This window comes from Mycetocola sp. Y442, from assembly GCF_056898615.1.
The window spans coordinates 754,470-772,981 of record NZ_JBXHBV010000003.1 but is presented as its reverse complement, the minus strand read 5'-3'; the positions used below and the strand labels follow the sequence as shown (position 1 = coordinate 772,981).

The window sequence follows — 18,512 nt, the reverse complement described above, 5'->3', positions numbered from 1 at the left end:
ATCCCGGGTTTCAGACGGTGAGGGGCCGACGCGCGCGGGCAGCGCGAATGGCGTCACTTCCCACGAGCAGAAGGAAGCCGACGGCGATGAAGATGACGTGGGCAATGGGAAGTGATTGCAGGCCCCTGGTGTCGAGCAGGAACCCGCCGATGAGCGCCCCTCCGCCGATACCGATGTTGAACGCTGTGGTCTGCAGGGCTGCTGCGAGGTCGCGCGTGCGGAACGAGGCGGTGTGCAGCATCCGGGTCTGGAGCATGGCGGGGATCCCGCCGAAAGCGACACCCCAGACCACGAACGCAACCACGACGACGACGGGGTGCGTTGACCACAGAGCGAGCACGAGAACCGCTGCCATGATCGCGATGAGCGCCACGGCGAAGCCACGCTTCGGGAACCGGTCAGAGGCAAAGCCAGCGAGGACGAGCCCCACCGCACCCGCACCACCGAAGATGAAGAGCAGGAAGGCAACCGAGGTCTCCGGGAACCCGGCAGCGTCGATCAGCCACGGCGCGATGTAGGTGTAGTAGATGTTCTGCCCGGTGATGATGATGACGATGACGGCGCAGAGCAGTGCAATGCCCCGGATGCTGCGATCCTTGCGCAGCGGCACCGGGATCTCACCCGTCTTGACGACGACGTGGTGGTTCACCGGTGGCAGGAACTTGATGACGGCCAGAGCGAGGATCACGATGATCACCGCGATGATGCCGAACGCCATCCGCCAGCCGAGGGAGTGGCCGAGCGCGGTCCCGACCGGGACGCCGAGGACGAAGGCGGCCGATCCGCCGCCGGCCGTGATGGCGACGGCTTTGCCGAGCTGGTGCCGGGGAACCAGATGGGCGGAGTATGCGGCGACGACCGCCCAGAACAACCCGTGGGCGAGACCGCCGAGAATTCGCGCTCCGACGAGGATCTCGTAGGTCGGCGCGAGGGCGGCGAGCACGTTACCGAGCGCGAGCACGAGGAGCACGACGACGACGAGGCTTTTGCGTGAGTACTTCCTCGTGAGTGCGGCGAGCGGTGTTGTCGCGATCACGACGGTTCCGGCGAACACCGTGACGAGGAACCCGGCCGTCGAGAGGCCGACGTTGAGGTCGCTGGCCATCTCGGGCAGAAGGCCCGTCGGCAGGAATTCGCTCGTCACCGACACGAATATCGCCCCGGCGAGGGTCAGCAATCCGATCCAGGGGAAGGCCGGGCTGTCAGTCGGTGCTGTCGTTGGTGAGGACACAGGCGTCGCCGATCGAGGTATGTGGGAGTGAGTGGCCGACGGCAGTGTGCGGCGCGCGATTTGCCCAGCCTATGCGACACGGCGCGATGGGTCAGAATTCGAGAAGCGGATGCCGCGCTCGGTTCCTAGCATGGAGCGAGGCACACAACCCGGGAAGGAACCCCCGCACATGAGCAACACAGAGAAGGCAGCGCCAGGCGGCACGACGGGCGAGGGATTCTCGGCCGAAGAGCGCGAGGCGATGAAGGAACGCGCGCGCGAACTCAAGGCCGAGGCGCGACGGGACGAACGCGATGCCAAAGCTCGGGAAAAGGGCGAGGCGGAGCTGCGTGCGAAAATCGCCGAAATGTCAGACGCTGATCGCGCCATTGCGGAGCGGGTGCACGCGATCATCGTCGAGCACGCGCCGGAGCTCCTGCCGAAGACCTGGTACGGCATGCCCGCGTACGCCAGGGACGGAAACGTGCTCTGCTTCCTCCAGCCGGCCGACAAATTCAACACGCGCTACGCCACGCTCGGCTTCAACGACAGTGCGGCGCTCGACGACGGCACCATGTGGCCGTCGGCCTTCGCGATCACATCGCTGACGCCGGCGGATGAGAAGCGGATCGCCGAGCTCGTGACGCGCGCGATCGGCTGAGTACCGCGTGGCGGCCAGCGAGCGGATGCCGCACGCACCGTTATCAGGAGACCGCACGGTTAAGTGAGCGGATGCCGCACGCGCGGTTAACAGGAGATCGCACGGTTATCAGGACCAAACTGCCCACAGCATCCTGTAACTCGTGCCATCTCCTGATGATCGTGCGAGCCGAGCCAGGGCAATAGCGCCCGGACAAGGATGGAATCGGAGCTTTCGTCCTTGCCTCGGGCCGATGTCCTTCTGTCGCGCAGCCCGGGTGAGCGACTTCGCAGCGCTCACGCGCCGGCCGTCACGCCCCGGACGGCGGCTCCGCGAGCAGCTCGACCCGGTCATCGAGGTACGACGCGAAGTCCACGGCATCCGCACCGGTACTGCTCCAGCGCACCAGCGCCCGGCCTCCCTCAAGAAACAGCCGCCCGGAAGAGCTCGCGAGCACATCGGCATCGAGCTCGACGGGAACCGCGTCGAAGTTCACCGTCTCGCCGTTGGCGAACCGGCCACGGGATGCTGCGGCGCGATATGCCCGGCGCTGCTCGGCCGACTGCGACTGGTAGGCCGGGCGACCCGGCTCGAGTGCGCGCGTCGTCAGCCCCGTTTCGTAAAGGGTGCCATCGGTACCGAGCAAAAACACCCCGAGCCGCCAGACGCGTCCGAGCGAGCGCAGCACCGGCGGTCGCGGAATGAGCAGGACCCGGTGCTCGGGCACCCACTCGGCGAGCGCTTCATCCCGAGCCCCAGCAGCACTCAACCGCTCGACGGCGCGGTCGAGAACCGCGCGAATCTCGGCGACGATTGCGTCGTTGTCAGCGGGCGGCATCCGTCATCGTCCTGATGCGAGGAGCTTAACGACCCTCTCGGGGTCGGCGAGTAGTTGGCGCGCCTCCGGGTCAGTGCCGAGCCGGTTCAAGAGGGCGGTCGCTGCCCGCACGCTCTTCGCCCAGTAGCCACCGACGTGGTGCCGGGTGATCGGCATTTCGACGGGGTCTGCGCCCGTAACCGACACGTGCAGTGTGCCGTCGTCGATCTCGCCCGCGACGCCCATGTCACCGGTCACCCCGCCAAGCACCGCAAGCCCGACGGTGCCGACCAAACCCGGCAGCCGAAATCGAGTCTCTGGCACCGAAAGGGTTATCCGCTCGACGCGAGACCAGTCGATCGAGACGGGCTCCCCCTGGAATTCGCGCAGCACAAGAGCGGATGCCGTCAGTTCGGCGTGGTGACCGCCTGCGTCACCGAGAACGAGGGTGCTTCCGCGGGCTTCGAGGGGACCGAATCGGGTCATGATTCTCAGCCTAGCGAGCGCCAGTGCCTGACTCGGGCCGCACGGTTAACAGGAGATCGCGCGCTTTACAGGACGAAGTCGCCCACTGCATCCTGACAACGGTGCGATCTCCTGCACGAGGCGCGCGGAGGAGTTCCCTGCTGAGGGTGTGGCCGGGCGCCCATGGGCGCCGGCAGGGAACTCCGCCGCTCGCCGGCCCGAGGAGCTGGCTCATGCAGCCCATCAGGCGCGCGGTGGCATCGTGTGCCGAGGGTGTGGTCGGGCGCCCTTGGGCGCCGGTGCACGATGCCGCCGCTCGCCGGCCCGAGTACCCGCCTATAGCTCGCCGCCCCGGACGAGACAACCCCCTGTCACCGATCCAGCACTGATGTGAACCTAGCTGTCACAGACAACGACGGGAGATCTGATGAGGGCGATGGTGTACCGCGGACCATACAAGGTTCGAGTCGAGGAAAAAGCGATGCCGCCGATCGAGCATCCGAATGACGCCATCATCCGTGTGACTCTCGCGGCCATCTGCGGCTCCGACCTGCACCTCTATCACGGCATGATGCCCGACACCCGGGTCGGGATGACGTTCGGGCACGAGTTCATCGGCGTCGTCGAGCAGGTTGGATCGTCCGTCCAGAACCTCAAGGTCGGCGACCGCGTCATGGTGCCGTTCAATGTCTACTGCGGCTCCTGTTACTTCTGTGTGCGCGGCCTCTACTCGAACTGCCACAACGTGAACCCCAACGCCACGGCCGTCGGCGGCATCTACGGCTACTCACACACCTGCGGCGGATACGACGGCGGACAGTCCGAGTACGTTCGGGTCCCATTCGCGGATGTCGGGCCCTCGGTCATTCCTGACTGGCTCGAAGACGAAGACGCCCTCATGTGCACCGACGCACTGGCGACCGGCTACTTCGGTGCCCAGCTCGGCGACATCAGCGAGGGCGACACCGTCGCCGTCTTCGGAGCGGGCCCCGTCGGCCTCTTCGCCGCAAAGTCCGCGTGGCTCATGGGCGCCGGCCGGGTGATCGTGATCGACCACCTCGAGTACCGCCTCGAGAAGGCACGCACCTTTGCCCACGCCGAAACCCGCAACTTCGCCGAGTACGACGACATCGTCGTTGAGATGAAGAAGGCAACGGACTTCCTCGGCGCAGACGTCGTGATCGACGCCGTCGGTGCTGAAGCCGACGGCAACTTCACCCAGCACGTGACGGCAGCGAAGCTCAAGCTGCAGGGTGGCTCTCCCGTCGCCCTGAACTGGGCGATCGACTCGGTCCGCAAGGGTGGGACGGTCTCGGTGATGGGTGCATACGGCCCGATGTTCAGTGCCGTGAAATTCGGCGATGCGATGAACAAGGGGCTCACCCTCCGCATGAACCAGGCGCCTGCGAAGCGCCAGTGGCCGCGCCTGTTCGAGCACATCCAGAACGGATACCTCAAGCCGAACGACATCGTCACCCACCGCATCCCGCTCGAGCACATCGCCGAGGGGTACCACATGTTCTCCGCGAAACTCGATGACTGCATCAAGCCCGTCATCGTTCCTGGCGCCTGAGAGGAAAACGAGAATGCCGTACACAGCTGAGCACCCCACGCCTCCCGAATCGAGCGACGAACTCCGCGCCCGCATCCCCGGCTGGGGTGCCGACCTCGACCCGAAGGACCGCCCGTCTGTTCCACGCGAGCGATTCGACCCGGGCGCGACCGGCGCCCACTGGGACTTCCCCGACCGTCAGGAGGAGAAAGTGCCGCGCGAACGCTCGATTGAGCACAAGTTCCTGACCCCGGTCTTCGGCACGTCGGCGCCGCTGCACGGACTGTCGGGCGTGCTCCGGCGGTTCGCGTACGCCAAATACAGCGAGGGTCGTGCCGCGCACTGGCTGATCCTTCTCGGAGCGGACCGGGTGGATGCCGTCGGGAGCCACCTGCGTTCACTCGCGACCCTGCATCCAGACAACCCGATCACCGAGACCGGGGTGCTGAGCGAGTTCACCCGCGGCGGCATTTCATCGCGCTTCGGTAAAAAACGGGTTGACCTCAACCACCAGTGGATCGACCCGATCCTCGTCGCCGGTCCGTGGATTGCCGCGGCGGGCGCTGTCATCTGGGGCGTCAAGGCAATCGCCAAACGCTGAAACTCCCGTACGCAATCGCGTACGGGAGTTGGTTCTGCCCGGCTGGCCGGAGTGCCGAAGGCATTCGGCCAGCCGGAGGGGGGCGTTACGCCCCCGGGATGAGCCGGTCGGCCCGGTAGCGGTCGAAGAGCGCGGTGAACGAATCGACGGTGCGGTGGTGCACCCCGAACCCGGCCAGCCGTGACTTGCTGATGTCGGTGACGACCTCGATCTCGCGGCCAAGGTCAGCGTCGGTGTGCCACCAGGAGGCGATCCGGCCGAGGTCCGGTTCGACGAGCCCGTTCTTCTCCACGATCCGCTGCCAGACGTCCTGAGCGTCGACCATCTGCTGCTCAAGCGGGTTGGGCTCTGCGACGGGCCCAACGGGCTCGACTCCGAAGTACTCGGCGAGACGCGTCCACATCCAGCGCCAGCGGAAGACATCGCCGTTGACGACGTTGAAGGGTTCATTGCGCCCCGCGGGCGAGGTCGATGCCCAGAGCATCTGCTCGGCGAGCACCGTGGCATCCGTCATGTCGGTGAGGCCGTTCCACTGCGTGAGCGATCCGGGGAACACGAATGGGGTGCCGAGTTCGCGACAAATTGACGCGTAGACGGCGAGGGTGAGTCCCATGTTCATTGCGTTGCCGACGGCGTGACCAATGACCGTGTGCGAACGGTGCACCGACCAGGTGAAGTCGTCTCGCTCAGCCGCGGCAAAGAGTTCGTCCTCCTGCGCGTAGTAGAAGTTCGGGGCGTCGAGTCGCGCCTCCTCCTCGTGGAACGGAGTGTCGGGCATGTTCCCCTGCCCGTAGGCCTCGAACGGGCCGAGGTAGTGCTTGAGTCCGGTGACGAGGGCGACATGCTCGAGCGGCGCGTGAGACAGCGCCGCGAGCAGGTCGCGAACCATTCCGCCGTTGACGGCGATGTTCTCTTCCTCGGTCGCCTGCCGGGACCAGGCGGTGAAGAAGACGTGAGTCGGCCGCTCATCGGCCAGTACGCGAGCAAGGTCGTCGGCGGAGCGAAGATCGGCGGACAGCGGGCGGACACCCTCACGTTCAGCGCCGGGGCGCCGCGAGAGTGCCGTGACCGGCCAGCCCTGCTCCGTGAGCAGATCGACCAGTGCGGATCCTCCGATCCCGGTCGCGCCGACCACGAGCGCGCTGCGTCCTTCGGTGGCGGTGCGGTCAGAGGAAGCGGGCTGCGGGGTAATCGAAGTCATTCAGAGGGATAACGCCGACCTCCCCCGCGCTATTCCCCGGCCGGCGACACTCGGGCCGCCGAACGCCCATCCCCACCTGACGAGACCTGTCGAATTGACCAACCCGCGCGATCAGGCGCTCAGCGCCCTCGGGGTTTTCACCGCTCGGTTTCTCCCCCAGAGCACCAGGGGATGCATCAGGGTGATGAGCCTTCGACCATCCTCTGTCGGGGTGTAACTGATCATCACTGGCGTAGTCGGAGTGACGTCCCGCTCGATCAGGCCCTCGAGTTCGAGTTCGCGAAGGCGAGCCGAGAGCAGGCGGTCAGAGATGCCATCGATACTCTCGCGGTACTCCGAGAAGCGCCGCGCCCCGCGCGCACCCGCGAGCAGGATCGCTGCGTTCCATTTGCGTCCGGCGAGTTCGACGGCATCCTGAAACTGTCGGCACTCGTCGTCATTGATGTGTTCAATATTCATTGCTCGCATGATCCCCACTTACTTGAGGTAAGTAGCTTACCTGCTGTTGGTGGCGATGTCCATGGTCCGTCAGAGTATGACCATGAATTACGGCCACCCCCTTATCTTCGGCGTCGCCCTCGCAACCGAGAGCGACGGCCCCGACTCGCTGGTCAACCGTGCCCGGCTCGCGGAGCGCCTCGGATTCGACCTCCTTGCACTCGACGATTCGGTGTCCGACGATCCCGCGCCCGACGATTCGTCACCCAGGACCGCCGGTCTCGATCGAGCGACGCTCCTGGCCTGGATCGCCGGAACCACAGACCGGATCGGCCTGCTCGCGCAGCTCGAGGTCGATCCCTCCGGCTTTCCGGCGGTTGCCGCGCGGGCTGCCGCAAGCCTCGACCTCCTGTCCAGCGGCAGAGTCACGGTGGCTCTCGGCGACGAGAACACAGCGGATGCCGCCGAATCGGCAGAGAGCGCAGAGGTCGCCGGGGAGACACTGGACATCATCCGGCGCATGTGGGCCGTCGGCGAGCGCGGCACTGTTCGGTACACGGGGGACGTCTTCCGGGTCGACGGAGCACAGCCCGGCCCCGCGCCAGCGCACGACGTACCGATCCTGATCCGCGGCGGGACCCCGCAGCTGGTACGACTCGCGGCAGAGAGAGCCGACGGCTGGCTTTCCGAGGTCGACGGCTCGGGCCTCGACGGCTTTGCGGCACGCAACCGGCTCCTCGACGAGACGGCGAGCGCTGCTGGTCGCGATCCGCGGGAGGTGCGCAGGCTCGTGACGATCCGCGGAACATTCGGAAACACCAACGACGGCTTCCTCTCCGGAACCGCCTCGGACTGGGTGAACGACCTGCTTCCCCTGGTGGTCGACCAGGGCGCGAGCGCCATTCTCCTGGCGTCGAACGACGACGCCGTGCTGCAGCGATTCGCGAGCGAGGTCGTCCCCGCCCTGCGCGAGGCCGTGACCTCGGCGCTGCCCCGGCCCGCCAGTACCGCCCGCGTCCGCGGGTCGGCGGCGATCGCGAAACGGCGTGAGGGCATCCGTTATGACGCTGTCCCACGGATCCTCGCCGACGCCGCCATCGAGCCGGGTGACTTCGCCTATGCCCGGGTGAAGTCGACCTACCTGCGCGGCGGGTCCCCCGGACTCGTCCTGCCGGTTCACACCCCGGCTGAGATCGCCGCGGCCCTCGAGTTCGCGCGCGAACACCCCGAACTCCCGCTGTCGATCCGGAGCGGTGGGCACGGCATCAGCGGCAGGTCGACCAACGACGGCGGCATCGTCATCAACCTCTCGGGAATGAACCGCATCGACGTCCTCGATGAGAAGACGCGGCGGGTCCGCATAGAGCCGGGTGCGCGCTGGATGGATGTCGCCGCTGCGCTGGCGCCGCACGGCTGGGCGCTGAGCTCGGGTGACTACGGCGGCGTCGGTGTCGGCGGGCTGGCCACTGCGGGCGGTGTCGGCTTCCTCGGACGCGAACACGGGCTCACCATCGACCACCTCCGCTCAGTGGAGATGGTGCTCGCGGACGGCTCGCTCGTCCGCGCGAGCGACACCGAAAACCCCGACCTGTTCTGGGCCGTCCGCGGTGCCGGGGCGAACTTCGGCATCGTAACCGCCTTCGAGTTCGAGGTGGACGAGGTCGGAGACGTCGGCTGGGCGCAACTCGGGCTCGACGCGACAGACACCGCCGGCTTCCTCGAGACCTGGGGCCACCTGAGCGAGACCGCCCCCCGCGACACCACGAGCTTCCTGATCATGGGCCCTCCCCGCTCCGGCCAGCCCGCCGTCGCCCAGATCATGGCGATGGTCGACTCCAGTGACCCAGACACCATCGTCGAGCGGCTCCAGCCCTTCGCGAACATCTCCCCGCTCTACAGCCAGTCCGTTCAGCTGACGCCATACGCGGCGGTGATGGCCAACGCCCAGGGTGAATCCAACGGCGGCCAGGGCCAGCCCGTGGCACGCACCGGCCTTCTGGAACACATCACCCCGGAATTCGCCGCGGCGGCAGCACGGCTCATCTCCAGCGGAATCGTGTACTTCTTCCAGATCCGGGCGGTTGGCGGAGCGATTTCCGACATCCATCCGGATGCCACAGCGTACGCACATCGGAACGCCAACTTCTCGGTTGTCGCGCTCGGCTCGAACCGGCAACGGCTCGACTCCGCCTGGGAGGCCCTGTACCCGTTCTTTGACGGCATCTACCTGAGCTTCGAGACCGACACGAGGCCCGAACGCCTGGCCGACGCATTCCCGCCGAAGACGCTCGCCCGGCTTCGTGAGCTCAAGGCACGCTTCGACCCTGACCACGTCTTCCGGGACAACTTCCCGATCACCGCGGCGACCTCGCCGACCCACAGCAACGCGACTCTCACGGAGGCGACCTCATGACCGACTACGGACACGACCTGCTCTTTGGCACGTTCATCACACCCACGAACAACCCGCCGATGCACGCCGTGGAGATGGCGGTGGTATCCGATCGAGCCGGACTCGACCTGGCGACCTTCCAGGACCACCCGTATCAGCCGGGTTTCCACGACACCTGGACCCTCATGTCATACGCAGCGGCCAGGACCGAGAACATTTCCCTGAGCGCCAACGTGCTCAACCTGCCGCTTCGCCAGCCGGCGGTGCTCGCGAGGAGCGCCGCGAGTCTCGACCTGCTCAGCGGCGGCCGGGTCGAGCTCGGCATCGGCGCCGGTGGCTTCTGGGACCCCATCGTCGCGATGGGTGGAACCAGGCTCACCCCGGGTGAGTCGATCGAGGCCCTCGAAGAGGCGATCGAGATCATCCGGGGAATCTGGGCGACGGATGCTCCGGGCCGGCTGGTCGTCGACGGTTCCTTCCATCGCGTCGACGGCGCCAAACGTGGCCCGAAGCCCGCTCACGACATCGGCATCTGGGTCGGAGCGCTCAAGCCGAGAATCCTCCGCATGACGGGCCGCGCCGCCGACGGCTGGCTGCCCTCTCTCGCTTACCTCCCAGGCGGGCCGCGCGATCTCACAGCGATGAACGCACACATCGACGACGGTGCGACCCGTGCCGGGCGGGATCCGAGAGCCATTCGCCGCCTGCTCAACGTCGCGGGCCGGTTCACCGCCGCGGGACAGGGTCTGCTCGTCGGACCGCCCAACCAGTGGATCGATCAGCTCGCAGGCATCGCGCTTGAGTACGGGACCTCGGGCTTCATTCTCGTCACGGACGACGCGTACACCATCGAAGTCTTCGCCGAGGTGGCAGCGGGCGTCCGCGAGCAGGTCGCGCGCGAGCGCTCGGCACGCGGGGTCAGCGCGGGGAAAACGCCAGCGTAAACAGGCTCACGGCTCGGCGCCCGGCGGCTGGTCGATCATCGGCATCCGTTCGGGCGAGAACCCCGGCGAGCATCGACACAGCCAGCAGCACGTCCTCGGGCTCGACGTGTGCTCCGATCCTCCCCGCCTCCTTCTCGCGGGTGAGCTCACGGTCCACCATGCTCCGAAGCCGATCGCCCAGGTGAAGCACCCGCGCGTCGTGTGAGTTCGCCCAGATCAGGTCGATGAACGCCGTCGACACGACGGCCTGCTCGATGACCAGGGTGAGCAGGGCACCGAGCGTCGAACCCGGGTTGTCGACAAACGCCTCGAGCTCGGTGAGGTTCTCGTCGAAGACGGCAACGGCGAGGTCCATCCGCTCCGGGAAGTGCCGGTACAGGCTGCCCTGGCCGACGCCGGCCCTGCGGGCGACGGCGCTGAGTGGCGCCGAGAGCCCGTCGGTCGCGAAAACCTCGCGCGCCGCAGCGATGAGGGCCCGACGATTCTCGGGTCCTGCGCTTGGTCCGCGGTTCGCTTTTGCTGTCGGTGGCACGGGTGTAGCCTACAACCGGACACAGTTGTCCGGTATGTACCTCCGACAGGAAGAAGCACATGACAAACACGGCCACTCCCCTTACCGCCGACTCCGCGATCGGCACCTGGATCGACCACCCCGTCGGCGGCGCCATCCTCCGCGACATGCTCGCCCAGGGCGGACAGACCCCCGAGGTCATGCGCCCCGTCCGTCGCCTCGCCATCAAGCGCCTCGTCAAGCTCAGCAAGGGCTCATTCACCCAGGAGATGCTCGATGACCTCGTCGAGCGCGCCGCCGCTGGTGACGTATCCCAGTCCGCACCGGGAACGGATGCCGCACCGGCAGCGGCCGGGTCAGCCGCGCCGGCAGCAGCACCGGATGAGCGCCCGCAGTGGGTCGAACGCATCAGCACTGGTCGCTTCACCGGAAAGACCGTCATCGTGACCGGCGCTGGTTCCGGCATCGGTCGCGCAACCGCGTCGCGCGTTGCCCGCGAGGGCGGACGGGTTATCGCCGTCGATATCTCCAGCGAGCGCCTGGACGAGCTCGTCGCTGAACTGCCCGATGCCGAGGTCGTGCCCGTCGTTGCCGACATCACCGACGATGCCGCGATCGCCTCGATCATCGAGGCGGCCGGCGGAACCATCGACGCCCTCGCCAACGTTGCGGGAATCATGGACGACATGACGCCCGTGCACGAGATCTCCGATTCGGTCTGGAAGCGCGTTTTCGCGATCAACGTCGACGGAACAATGAAGCTCATGCGGGCCGTTGCACCGTTCATGCTCGCTCGCGAGTACGGCTCGATCGTCAACGTTGCGTCGGAGGCCGGCCTTCGCGGCTCGGCTGCGGGCGCGGCGTACACGGCGTCGAAGCACGCCGTCGTCGGCCTGACCAAGAGCAGCGCGTTCATGTACGGGCCGAGCGGCCTGCGCGTCAACGCTGTTGCACCAGGACCGACGATCACGAACATCGAGGCCACGTTCGCGTCAGAGCTCGGCGCGCAGCGGGTTCGCGCAGGAATGGCGGTCATGCCGGATGCTGTCGAGAGCGACGCTCTCGCGGCGTCGATCACCTTCCTCCTCAGTGATGACGGCGTGAATGTCAACGGTGTCATCCTCGCGAGCGACGGTGGCTGGTCCGCCGCGTAAGCACAGCGTGATGTGAGCATCGGCCCGCGGGAAACCGCGGGCCGATGCTGTTCCTGAGGTTTCGATGGGAGCCGCGTATGGATTCTGGCGCTCTGTGTGTAAGCTCGACCCTCGTGTTCGGGAAAGTCAGGTCAGCAACCATCGCTCGCGACGGGTCAGGCGGAGTCGACTCCGATTCACCGGCTGTCGACTGGGAAGCGTTCCGCGTGAACATCGAAGCTCCCGCTCGCGCCAGGCCCGGCTCGTCGTACGCCGAGGCAACGCCTCGCGTCATGGTGCTCGGTGACGAGGGCGGCGCGTTCGAGGCCATCGTGTCTGAACTCTCTGACCACGGCGTCGACACCATCCGCGCCCGAGAGATCTCTGCCTGCGCCGCGTCGCTCCATGAGAACGAGGCAACGGGAGTGGTTCTCACCGTCGATACGGCGGGACTCGCCGATCGCCGGGCCCGCAAGGAATTCGCGGCGACACTCTCAGCGACCCTCCACACCCTCCTTCCTCTCCTCGCGCAGCCCGCGCAGGTACTCGTGCTCGCGCGTGGTTCCGACGTCTCGCTCAAGGCGAGCCTCGATCGCGAGGTCGTGTCGGTGATCACCAGGACCAGTCGCCAGGCCACCAACGAGTACGGCATGAACCTCAGCATCAACGCTGTGGACATCACCGGTGACGTCGACGCGGCGCTGGTTGCCCACCGTGCCGCCGAACTGTTCGGTGCCCGCGAGGAAGTGTCGACCGGCGAGGTGCTGGACTACGCCGAGATCGAGTCGCAGTCCATCGCCTGTGCACTCGCCCTCAGATTCGTCTACTGAGCGACACCCGGCTCGAACGCTCCCGGGTACTTCGCACGCGCTAACAGATGCCCGGCCGGATGGGAACGCCTTTCTTTTCCGTCGGCAGCGAGCGAGGGTGGAAGCTCCCCAAATGACCCGAAGGATTTCCCATGGCATCCGCCCCCCTGACAGCGAACAAGCCTGACGCCCGTGAGGCCCGTGCGGCCCGCTCGGCCCAGAACGCCTGGTCCGGGGTTCTGTTCGGCGTGGGGATCGTTGCCTTCATCGACGAAGCGGTGTTCCACCAGTTGCTTCACTGGCACCATTTTTACGATCTCGGCACACCGGACGTCGGCCTCGTCTCCGACGGCATCTTCCACGCCATCAGCTGGTTCGCCACGATCGCCGGACTCTTCCTCTTCGCCGACCTCAGGCGCCGGAATGCGCTCTGGCCACGGCGGTGGTTGGGTGGCATCCTCGTCGGTGCCGGTGCATTCCAGTTGTACGACGGCACGGTCCAGCACAAGCTGTTCGGTATCCACCAGATCCGGTACGTCCCCGACGTCTTCATCTATGACCTGGTCTGGAACGTCACCGCAATCCTGATGCTCGTCGCCGGAATCGTGCTTCTCGTGATGACCCGGCGCGGGACAGCTCGCTCGACGTGACAGTGCACGGCCACGGCGAACCAGGCATCGCGGCTCTCGATCTCGCCGTTGCCCTCGTCATAACGGCCGCGGCGGGACTGTATCTCGGCGGCATCCGTGCTGCACGGCGTCAGGGCCGGAGCTGGCCGCTCTGGCGCACGATCTGCTGGGTCGCGGGACTTCTCGTTGTAACGGCCTCCCTGATCGGACCGCTCGCGACCGCCGGACACGAGAGCTTCACCGCCCACATGCTTGGCCACCTCCTCGCCGGCATGGTCGCACCGCTTTTTCTCGTCGTTGCCGCCCCGGTGACCCTCGCGCTGCGAGCCCTCGATGTTCGACAGGCGCGCCGCCTGTCGCGGCTGCTCCGGAGCCGCCCGGCCAGGTTCCTGGTGCACCCGGTGACGGCGGCGGTGATCAATGTGGGCAGCCTCTGGCTGCTTTACACAACACAGCTGTACGAGCTGATGCAATCGAGCTCGTTCTTCCACCTCCTGGTCACAGCGCACTTCGTCATCGCCGGTTATCTCCTGGTCGCGTCACTCATCGGCGTCGACCCGAACCCCCACCGGGCGAGCTACCCGTTACGAGCCGTGGTCCTGGTGGCCGCCCTCGCCGGTCACGGCATCCTCTCCAAGTATCTGTACGCGCATCCGCCGGCCGGGGTTTCCGCCGCCGAAGCCCAGTCAGGCAGCGTGCTGATGTATTACGGCGGTGATGTGGCGGATGCCGCACTCATCGTGATCCTGTGTCTGCAGTGGTATCGCGCGGCCGGAAAGGCGCGGGCGCTCGAGCCCGGAATGCGGGGCTCCGGCTAGTTCCGGGCGGAGCTACCCACCGCTCCGGTCGCACGAGGGGCGGTGGACAAGCCGAATCGGACGTGGCACGATCGGGCGTGTGACCAGCAGTGCCGCCGAGAAGCAGCGCATCGCCGACCTCGCAATTCTGCGTCGTGTGCGGGACCGGATCGATCGTGAGTACGCGAAGCCGCTCGATGTCGAGGGGCTCGCGAGGGGTGCGCACCTCTCGACCGGGCACCTGAGCCGCCAATTCCGCCTCGCCTATGGCGTCTCCCCATACTCCTACCTCATGACCCGGCGCATCGAACGGGCCATGGCGCTGCTGCGCAACAGCACCCTGAGCGTCACCGAGGTGTGCTTCAGCGTCGGTTGCTCCTCGCTGGGCACCTTCAGCACCCGGTTCACCGAACTGGTTGGGGTTCCTCCGAGTGTCTACCGGCGAGAGCCCATCCACCCATCGACGGGCCTGGCACCGTGTGTGGCGAAACAGGTGACGAGACCGGTCAGGAATCGAGAAGCACGAGCACGACAGCCGGAGCTAGCGTGACGATCATGAACATCACAATCCACCAATCATTTCTTCCCCAGACCGACCCTGACGCCTCGCTCGCCTTCTATCGTGACGTCCTCGGCTTCGAGGTTCGCAACGATGTCGGCTATGAGGATATGCGCTGGATCACTGTCGGACCGCCGAACCAGCCGGATACCTCGATCGTCCTGATGCCGCCGATCGCATCTCCTGACTTCACCGAAGACGAACGCCGGATGATCCTCGATCTCATTGCCAAGGGGAGCTACTTCGGCGTGAACCTCGCCACCACCGACCTGGATGACGCCTTCGCGGCTCTCGAGGCTCGCGGCGCCGAAATCGTCCAGGAACCGACCGACCAGCCATACGGCATCCGTGACTGCGCATTCCGTGACCCGGCGGGTAACCTGATTCGCCTGCAGGAGCTTCGCTAGTGGCCGAGGATCAACACCTCGCCGACGGGCACACCAGGATCCGGGTGCAGGGAGCCCGCGAGAACAACCTCAGGGACATCAGTCTCGACCTGCCGAAACGTCGGCTCACGGTGTTCACCGGGGTCTCCGGCTCCGGAAAGAGTTCGCTGGTCTTCAGCACCATCGCCGCGGAGTCGCAGCGGATGATCAACGAAACCTACAGCGCCTTTCTCCAGGGCTTCATGCCAAACCTCGCCCGGCCGGACGTCGACGTGCTCGAGGGACTCACGACCGCGATCATCGTCGACCAGGAACGAATGGGCGCGAACGTCCGCTCCACGGTCGGCACAGCGACGGACGCGAACGCCCTGCTGCGGATTCTGTTCAGCAAGGTGGGCCAGCCGCATGTCGGCCCACCTCAGGCGTTCTCCTTCAACGTCGCCTCGATTTCGGGCGCGGGCGCTGTGACGCTCGAGCGCGGCGGCAAGACCATCAAGGAACGCCGTGACTTCGCCATCACCGGCGGCATGTGCCCGCGCTGTGAGGGCATGGGCACGGTCAACGACATCGACCTGACCCAGCTGTTCGACGACTCCAAATCGCTGGCCGATGGCGCGCTGACCATTCCCGGATACACGGCAGACGGCTGGATGGTGCGAATCTACTCAGAGTCGGGATTCGTCGATCCCCACAAGCCAATCCGTGATTACACCGCGAAGGAGCGCGACAACTTTCTGTACAAGGAGCAGACGAAGATCTCGCTCCAGTCGATGAATATGACCTACGAGGGCCTGATCCCGAAGATCAAGAAGTCGCTCCTTTCGAAGGACCGGGAGGCGATGCAGCCCCACATCCGTGCGTTTGTCGACAGGGCCGTCACGTTCACCACCTGCCCCGATTGTGGAGGCACACGGCTCAACGAGGGCGCACGGTCGTCGCGCATCGACGGCGTCAACATCGCCGAGGCGTGTGCGATGCAGATCAGTGACCTCGCCGGCTGGGTGCGGTCACTCGACGAGCCGTCCGTGGCCCCGTTGCTCGGCGCTCTCCAGCACATCTTCGACTCCTTCGTGGAGATCGGCCTCGGCTATCTGTCGCTCGATCGTCCCGCCGGCACGCTTTCGGGCGGTGAGGCGCAGCGCACCAAGATGATTCGCCACCTGGGTTCGTCACTCACCGACGTCACCTATGTCTTCGACGAGCCGACCATCGGGTTGCACCCCCACGACATCCAGCGAATGAATGAGTTGTTGCTGCGGCTCCGCGACAAGGGGAACACCGTGCTCGTGGTCGAGCACAAACCCGAGATGATCGCGATCGCCGATCACATCGTCGATCTCGGCCCTGGAGCGGGGACCGCGGGCGGAACCGTCTGCTTCGAGGGCACTCTCGCTGAGTTGCGCGCGAGCGACACCCTCACCGGCCGTCACCTCTCCGACCGGGTCGCGCTCAAGGACGAGGTGCGAAGCCCGACGGGCGCACTGGAGATCAGAGGGGCGACCAGGCACAACCTCAGGAACGTCGACGTCGACATTCCCCTCGGCGTGCTGGTCGTGATGACCGGGGTTGCCGGTTCGGGCAAGAGTTCGCTTGTGCACGGCTCGATTCCGCCCGGCGCCGGTGTGGTGGCAATCGACCAGGGCGCCATCAGGGGTTCGCGCCGTAGTAACCCGGCAACCTATACCGGGATGCTCGACCCGATCCGCAAGGCATTCGCGAAGGCCAACGGAGTGAAGCCCGCCCTGTTCAGTTCGAACTCGGAGGGCGCGTGCCCGAACTGCAATGGTGCCGGTGTGATCTATACCGATCTCGGCATGATGGCGACCGTCGAATCGCCCTGCGAAGTGTGCGAGGGGAAACGGTTCATGGCATCCGTTCTCGAATACACACTCGGCGGGCGTGACATCAGCGAGGTGCTCGCGATGAGTGTGCTCGAGGCCGAGGAGTTCTTCGGCTCGGGTGATGCGAAGACACCGGCGGCACATGTGATCCTCGAGCGGTTGTCCGACGTGGGCCTGGGGTACCTCAGTCTGGGCCAGCCACTGACGACGCTGTCGGGTGGAGAACGGCAGCGAATCAAGCTCGCCACCCAGATGGGCGAGAAGGGCGGGATCTACGTGCTCGACGAGCCGACGACCGGGTTGCACCTCGCCGATGTCGAGAATCTGCTCGGCCTGCTCGACCGGCTCGTCGACTCGGGCAAGAGCGTCATCGTCGTGGAACACCACCAGGCGGTGATGGCGCACGCCGACTGGATCATCGATCTCGGCCCCGGCGCGGGTCACGACGGCGGGCGGATCGTGTTCGAGGGCACGCCAGCTGACCTCGTCGCTCACCGGTCGACCCTCACGGGCGAGCACCTCGCGACCTACGTCGGCGGCTGAACCGTTCGAACAGCCAGTGTGCTGTTGACTGGAGGCATGACACCACATCGAGAGGTCTCAGTCATCAGGGACACCACCGCGTGGAGAGCAGAGTCACGCCCGCGGATCACAGTCACCGTGCAGAACTGCATCGAACGAAGCGACTGGCTCGCGGATGCCCCGTCGGTATTCGACGTCGAACACGACGAGACCGCTCGCCTGTACGCGACGAACCGAGGGGTGACGCCCAGCATTCTCGGTGACATCGACCCGGAGAAACCCTGGGAGACGATTCCGATGGGTTACACCACCCTGATGCTGCTCGAGAAGCGCGCTGTCGTCGCCGACGGCGCTCTCGTCCGTCTGTGGCCCCGGCGGTATGGGGCCACGGACGAATTCCGGGTCGACTCGTTCGACGCCATCATGGCCGGCGTCGGGGCCTCCCGATTGCATGTGGGCCTGGGACATCCGCTCGGCTCTGCCATCGAAACCGCCAAGGCCCTGTCGCAGAAGATGAATGGCGAACCGATCGTCGTCACCCGCGCCCTGTCGAACATCAACTGGCACTGACCACTCGCCGCAACATGCCCGAGCGGCGGCGATAGAGTTCGTCTGCACCGCTGTCGTCGCCCAACGGAGGGAACAGTCATGAGTGTCATCGGTTATGCCATCGCCGCACTGTCGAGCATCTTCCTCGCGAACGCCGTTCCGCACCTCACGCGGGGCAGCGCCGGGTACCTGCACCGCGTCCCCTGGCGAGTGCCGGCATCGGCAGCCGAGAACGTGCTCTGGGCCTCGATCAACCTGCTGGTCGGCGTGTGGCTCGCATGGTGGGCTGCGACGTACGACCTCTTCGTCCCGGTTGCGCTGACTGTCGGGATCATCGTCGGCGGCGCGTTCCTCGCCCTCATCGGTACCCGTTTTGCGAACAACCCCGCCGAGCGCGGGCAAACAGAGCCGGGTCAACAGGAGCGCTGAGCCCGCGCGCCGGGTCGACCAACGGCACGTCCGGTCCGTTTTTGCGTGGCGTCTCGCCAGGCGGTGGCGCCAGCCTGACTGGAACCG

The 18,512-nt window shown here is 66.3% G+C and carries 20 protein-coding genes; 14 read left to right on the top strand and 6 right to left on the bottom strand.

Features of this window, described 5'->3' with window-relative positions; all coding sequences use genetic code 11:
* Positions 1 to 10: 10 nt before the first annotated feature.
* Positions 11 to 1,231, bottom strand: coding sequence for an MFS transporter (locus tag AC1X6S_RS15205; protein ID WP_483406587.1), 1,221 nt, complete (start codon positions 1,229 to 1,231; stop codon positions 11 to 13).
* A gap of 169 nt (positions 1,232 to 1,400) precedes the next feature.
* Between AC1X6S_RS15205 and AC1X6S_RS15200 the strand changes: the two genes are divergently transcribed.
* Positions 1,401 to 1,871: an iron chaperone gene (locus AC1X6S_RS15200; RefSeq protein ID WP_483406586.1), complete on the top strand. Its 471-nt coding sequence runs from the start codon at positions 1,401 to 1,403 to the stop codon at positions 1,869 to 1,871.
* Positions 1,872 to 2,160: 289 nt separating this feature from the next.
* Here the strand turns inward: AC1X6S_RS15200 and AC1X6S_RS15195 are convergent, their stop codons facing one another.
* Positions 2,161 to 2,688: a hypothetical protein gene (locus AC1X6S_RS15195; RefSeq protein ID WP_483406585.1), complete on the bottom strand. Its 528-nt coding sequence runs from the start codon at positions 2,686 to 2,688 to the stop codon at positions 2,161 to 2,163.
* Between the two features lie 3 nt (positions 2,689 to 2,691).
* Positions 2,692 to 3,153: a hypothetical protein gene (locus tag AC1X6S_RS15190; protein ID WP_483406584.1), complete on the bottom strand. Its 462-nt coding sequence runs from the start codon at positions 3,151 to 3,153 to the stop codon at positions 2,692 to 2,694.
* A 406-nt stretch (positions 3,154 to 3,559) separates the two neighbouring features.
* Between AC1X6S_RS15190 and AC1X6S_RS15185 the strand changes: the two genes are divergently transcribed.
* The gene (locus AC1X6S_RS15185) at positions 3,560 to 4,705 is read left to right on the top strand and encodes a zinc-dependent alcohol dehydrogenase (protein ID WP_483406583.1); all 1,146 of its coding nucleotides are present in this window, start codon (positions 3,560 to 3,562) and stop codon (positions 4,703 to 4,705) included.
* 13 nt (positions 4,706 to 4,718) lie between these two features.
* Positions 4,719 to 5,285, top strand: a complete 567-nt coding sequence (locus AC1X6S_RS15180) for a hypothetical protein (RefSeq protein WP_483406582.1) — start codon at positions 4,719 to 4,721, stop codon at positions 5,283 to 5,285.
* 85 nt (positions 5,286 to 5,370) lie between these two features.
* Here AC1X6S_RS15180 and AC1X6S_RS15175 read toward each other — a convergent pair whose 3' ends face one another.
* Positions 5,371 to 6,486 carry an SDR family oxidoreductase gene (locus tag AC1X6S_RS15175; protein ID WP_483406581.1) on the bottom strand — a complete coding sequence of 372 codons (1,116 nt, stop codon included), beginning with the start codon at positions 6,484 to 6,486 and terminating at the stop codon, positions 5,371 to 5,373.
* Between the two features lie 111 nt (positions 6,487 to 6,597).
* The gene (locus AC1X6S_RS15170) at positions 6,598 to 6,945 is read right to left on the bottom strand and encodes a winged helix-turn-helix transcriptional regulator (RefSeq protein ID WP_483406580.1); all 348 of its coding nucleotides are present in this window, start codon (positions 6,943 to 6,945) and stop codon (positions 6,598 to 6,600) included.
* 82 nt (positions 6,946 to 7,027) lie between these two features.
* On the opposite strand from AC1X6S_RS15170, the gene AC1X6S_RS15165 reads away from it, so the two are divergent.
* Both AC1X6S_RS15165 and AC1X6S_RS15160 read left to right on the top strand, forming a co-directional pair.
* Positions 7,028 to 9,337, top strand: a complete 2,310-nt coding sequence (locus AC1X6S_RS15165; protein WP_483406579.1) for an LLM class flavin-dependent oxidoreductase — start codon at positions 7,028 to 7,030, stop codon at positions 9,335 to 9,337.
* Positions 9,334 to 10,260, top strand: coding sequence for an LLM class flavin-dependent oxidoreductase (locus tag AC1X6S_RS15160; RefSeq protein ID WP_483406578.1), 927 nt, complete (start codon positions 9,334 to 9,336; stop codon positions 10,258 to 10,260). The genes AC1X6S_RS15165 and AC1X6S_RS15160 overlap by 4 nt, the downstream gene beginning before the upstream one ends.
* Here the strand turns inward: AC1X6S_RS15160 and AC1X6S_RS15155 are convergent.
* Complete coding sequence (locus tag AC1X6S_RS15155; RefSeq protein WP_483406577.1) at positions 10,235 to 10,792, bottom strand: TetR/AcrR family transcriptional regulator; 558 nt, start codon at positions 10,790 to 10,792, stop codon at positions 10,235 to 10,237. The two genes, AC1X6S_RS15160 and AC1X6S_RS15155, sit on opposite strands and share 26 nt — an antisense overlap.
* 59 nt (positions 10,793 to 10,851) lie before the next feature.
* Between AC1X6S_RS15155 and AC1X6S_RS15150 the strand changes: the two genes are divergently transcribed.
* The 9 genes from AC1X6S_RS15150 to AC1X6S_RS15110 all read left to right on the top strand — a co-directional run bounded on the left by AC1X6S_RS15150 (position 10,852) and on the right by AC1X6S_RS15110 (position 18,425).
* Positions 10,852 to 11,925 (top strand): SDR family NAD(P)-dependent oxidoreductase, encoded by a 1,074-nt coding sequence (locus AC1X6S_RS15150; RefSeq protein WP_483406576.1) that lies wholly within the window; start codon positions 10,852 to 10,854, stop codon positions 11,923 to 11,925.
* A gap of 113 nt (positions 11,926 to 12,038) precedes the next feature.
* Positions 12,039 to 12,734, top strand: coding sequence for a hypothetical protein (locus tag AC1X6S_RS15145; protein WP_483406575.1), 696 nt, complete (start codon positions 12,039 to 12,041; stop codon positions 12,732 to 12,734).
* 131 nt (positions 12,735 to 12,865) lie between these two features.
* Complete coding sequence (locus AC1X6S_RS15140; RefSeq protein WP_483406574.1) at positions 12,866 to 13,363, top strand: DUF2243 domain-containing protein; 498 nt, start codon at positions 12,866 to 12,868, stop codon at positions 13,361 to 13,363.
* Positions 13,360 to 14,160, top strand: coding sequence for a cytochrome c oxidase assembly protein (locus AC1X6S_RS15135; RefSeq protein ID WP_483406573.1), 801 nt, complete (start codon positions 13,360 to 13,362; stop codon positions 14,158 to 14,160). The genes AC1X6S_RS15140 and AC1X6S_RS15135 overlap by 4 nt, the downstream gene beginning before the upstream one ends.
* A gap of 79 nt (positions 14,161 to 14,239) precedes the next feature.
* Positions 14,240 to 14,689 (top strand): helix-turn-helix transcriptional regulator, encoded by a 450-nt coding sequence (locus AC1X6S_RS15130; RefSeq protein WP_483406572.1) that lies wholly within the window; start codon positions 14,240 to 14,242, stop codon positions 14,687 to 14,689.
* A gap of 5 nt (positions 14,690 to 14,694) precedes the next feature.
* On the top strand, positions 14,695 to 15,105 hold the full coding sequence (locus AC1X6S_RS15125; protein WP_483406571.1) for a VOC family protein: 411 nt from the start codon (positions 14,695 to 14,697) through the stop codon (positions 15,103 to 15,105).
* Entirely contained in the window at positions 15,105 to 17,468 is a 2,364-nt protein-coding gene (locus AC1X6S_RS15120; protein ID WP_483406570.1) for an ATP-binding cassette domain-containing protein, read from the top strand. The genes AC1X6S_RS15125 and AC1X6S_RS15120 overlap by 1 nt, the downstream gene beginning before the upstream one ends.
* Positions 17,469 to 17,504: 36 nt before the next feature.
* On the top strand, positions 17,505 to 18,017 hold the full coding sequence (locus AC1X6S_RS15115; RefSeq protein ID WP_483406569.1) for a hypothetical protein: 513 nt from the start codon (positions 17,505 to 17,507) through the stop codon (positions 18,015 to 18,017).
* Positions 18,018 to 18,095: 78 nt separating this feature from the next.
* Complete coding sequence (locus AC1X6S_RS15110) at positions 18,096 to 18,425, top strand: hypothetical protein (RefSeq protein ID WP_483406568.1); 330 nt, start codon at positions 18,096 to 18,098, stop codon at positions 18,423 to 18,425.
* Positions 18,426 to 18,512 lie beyond the last annotated feature (87 nt).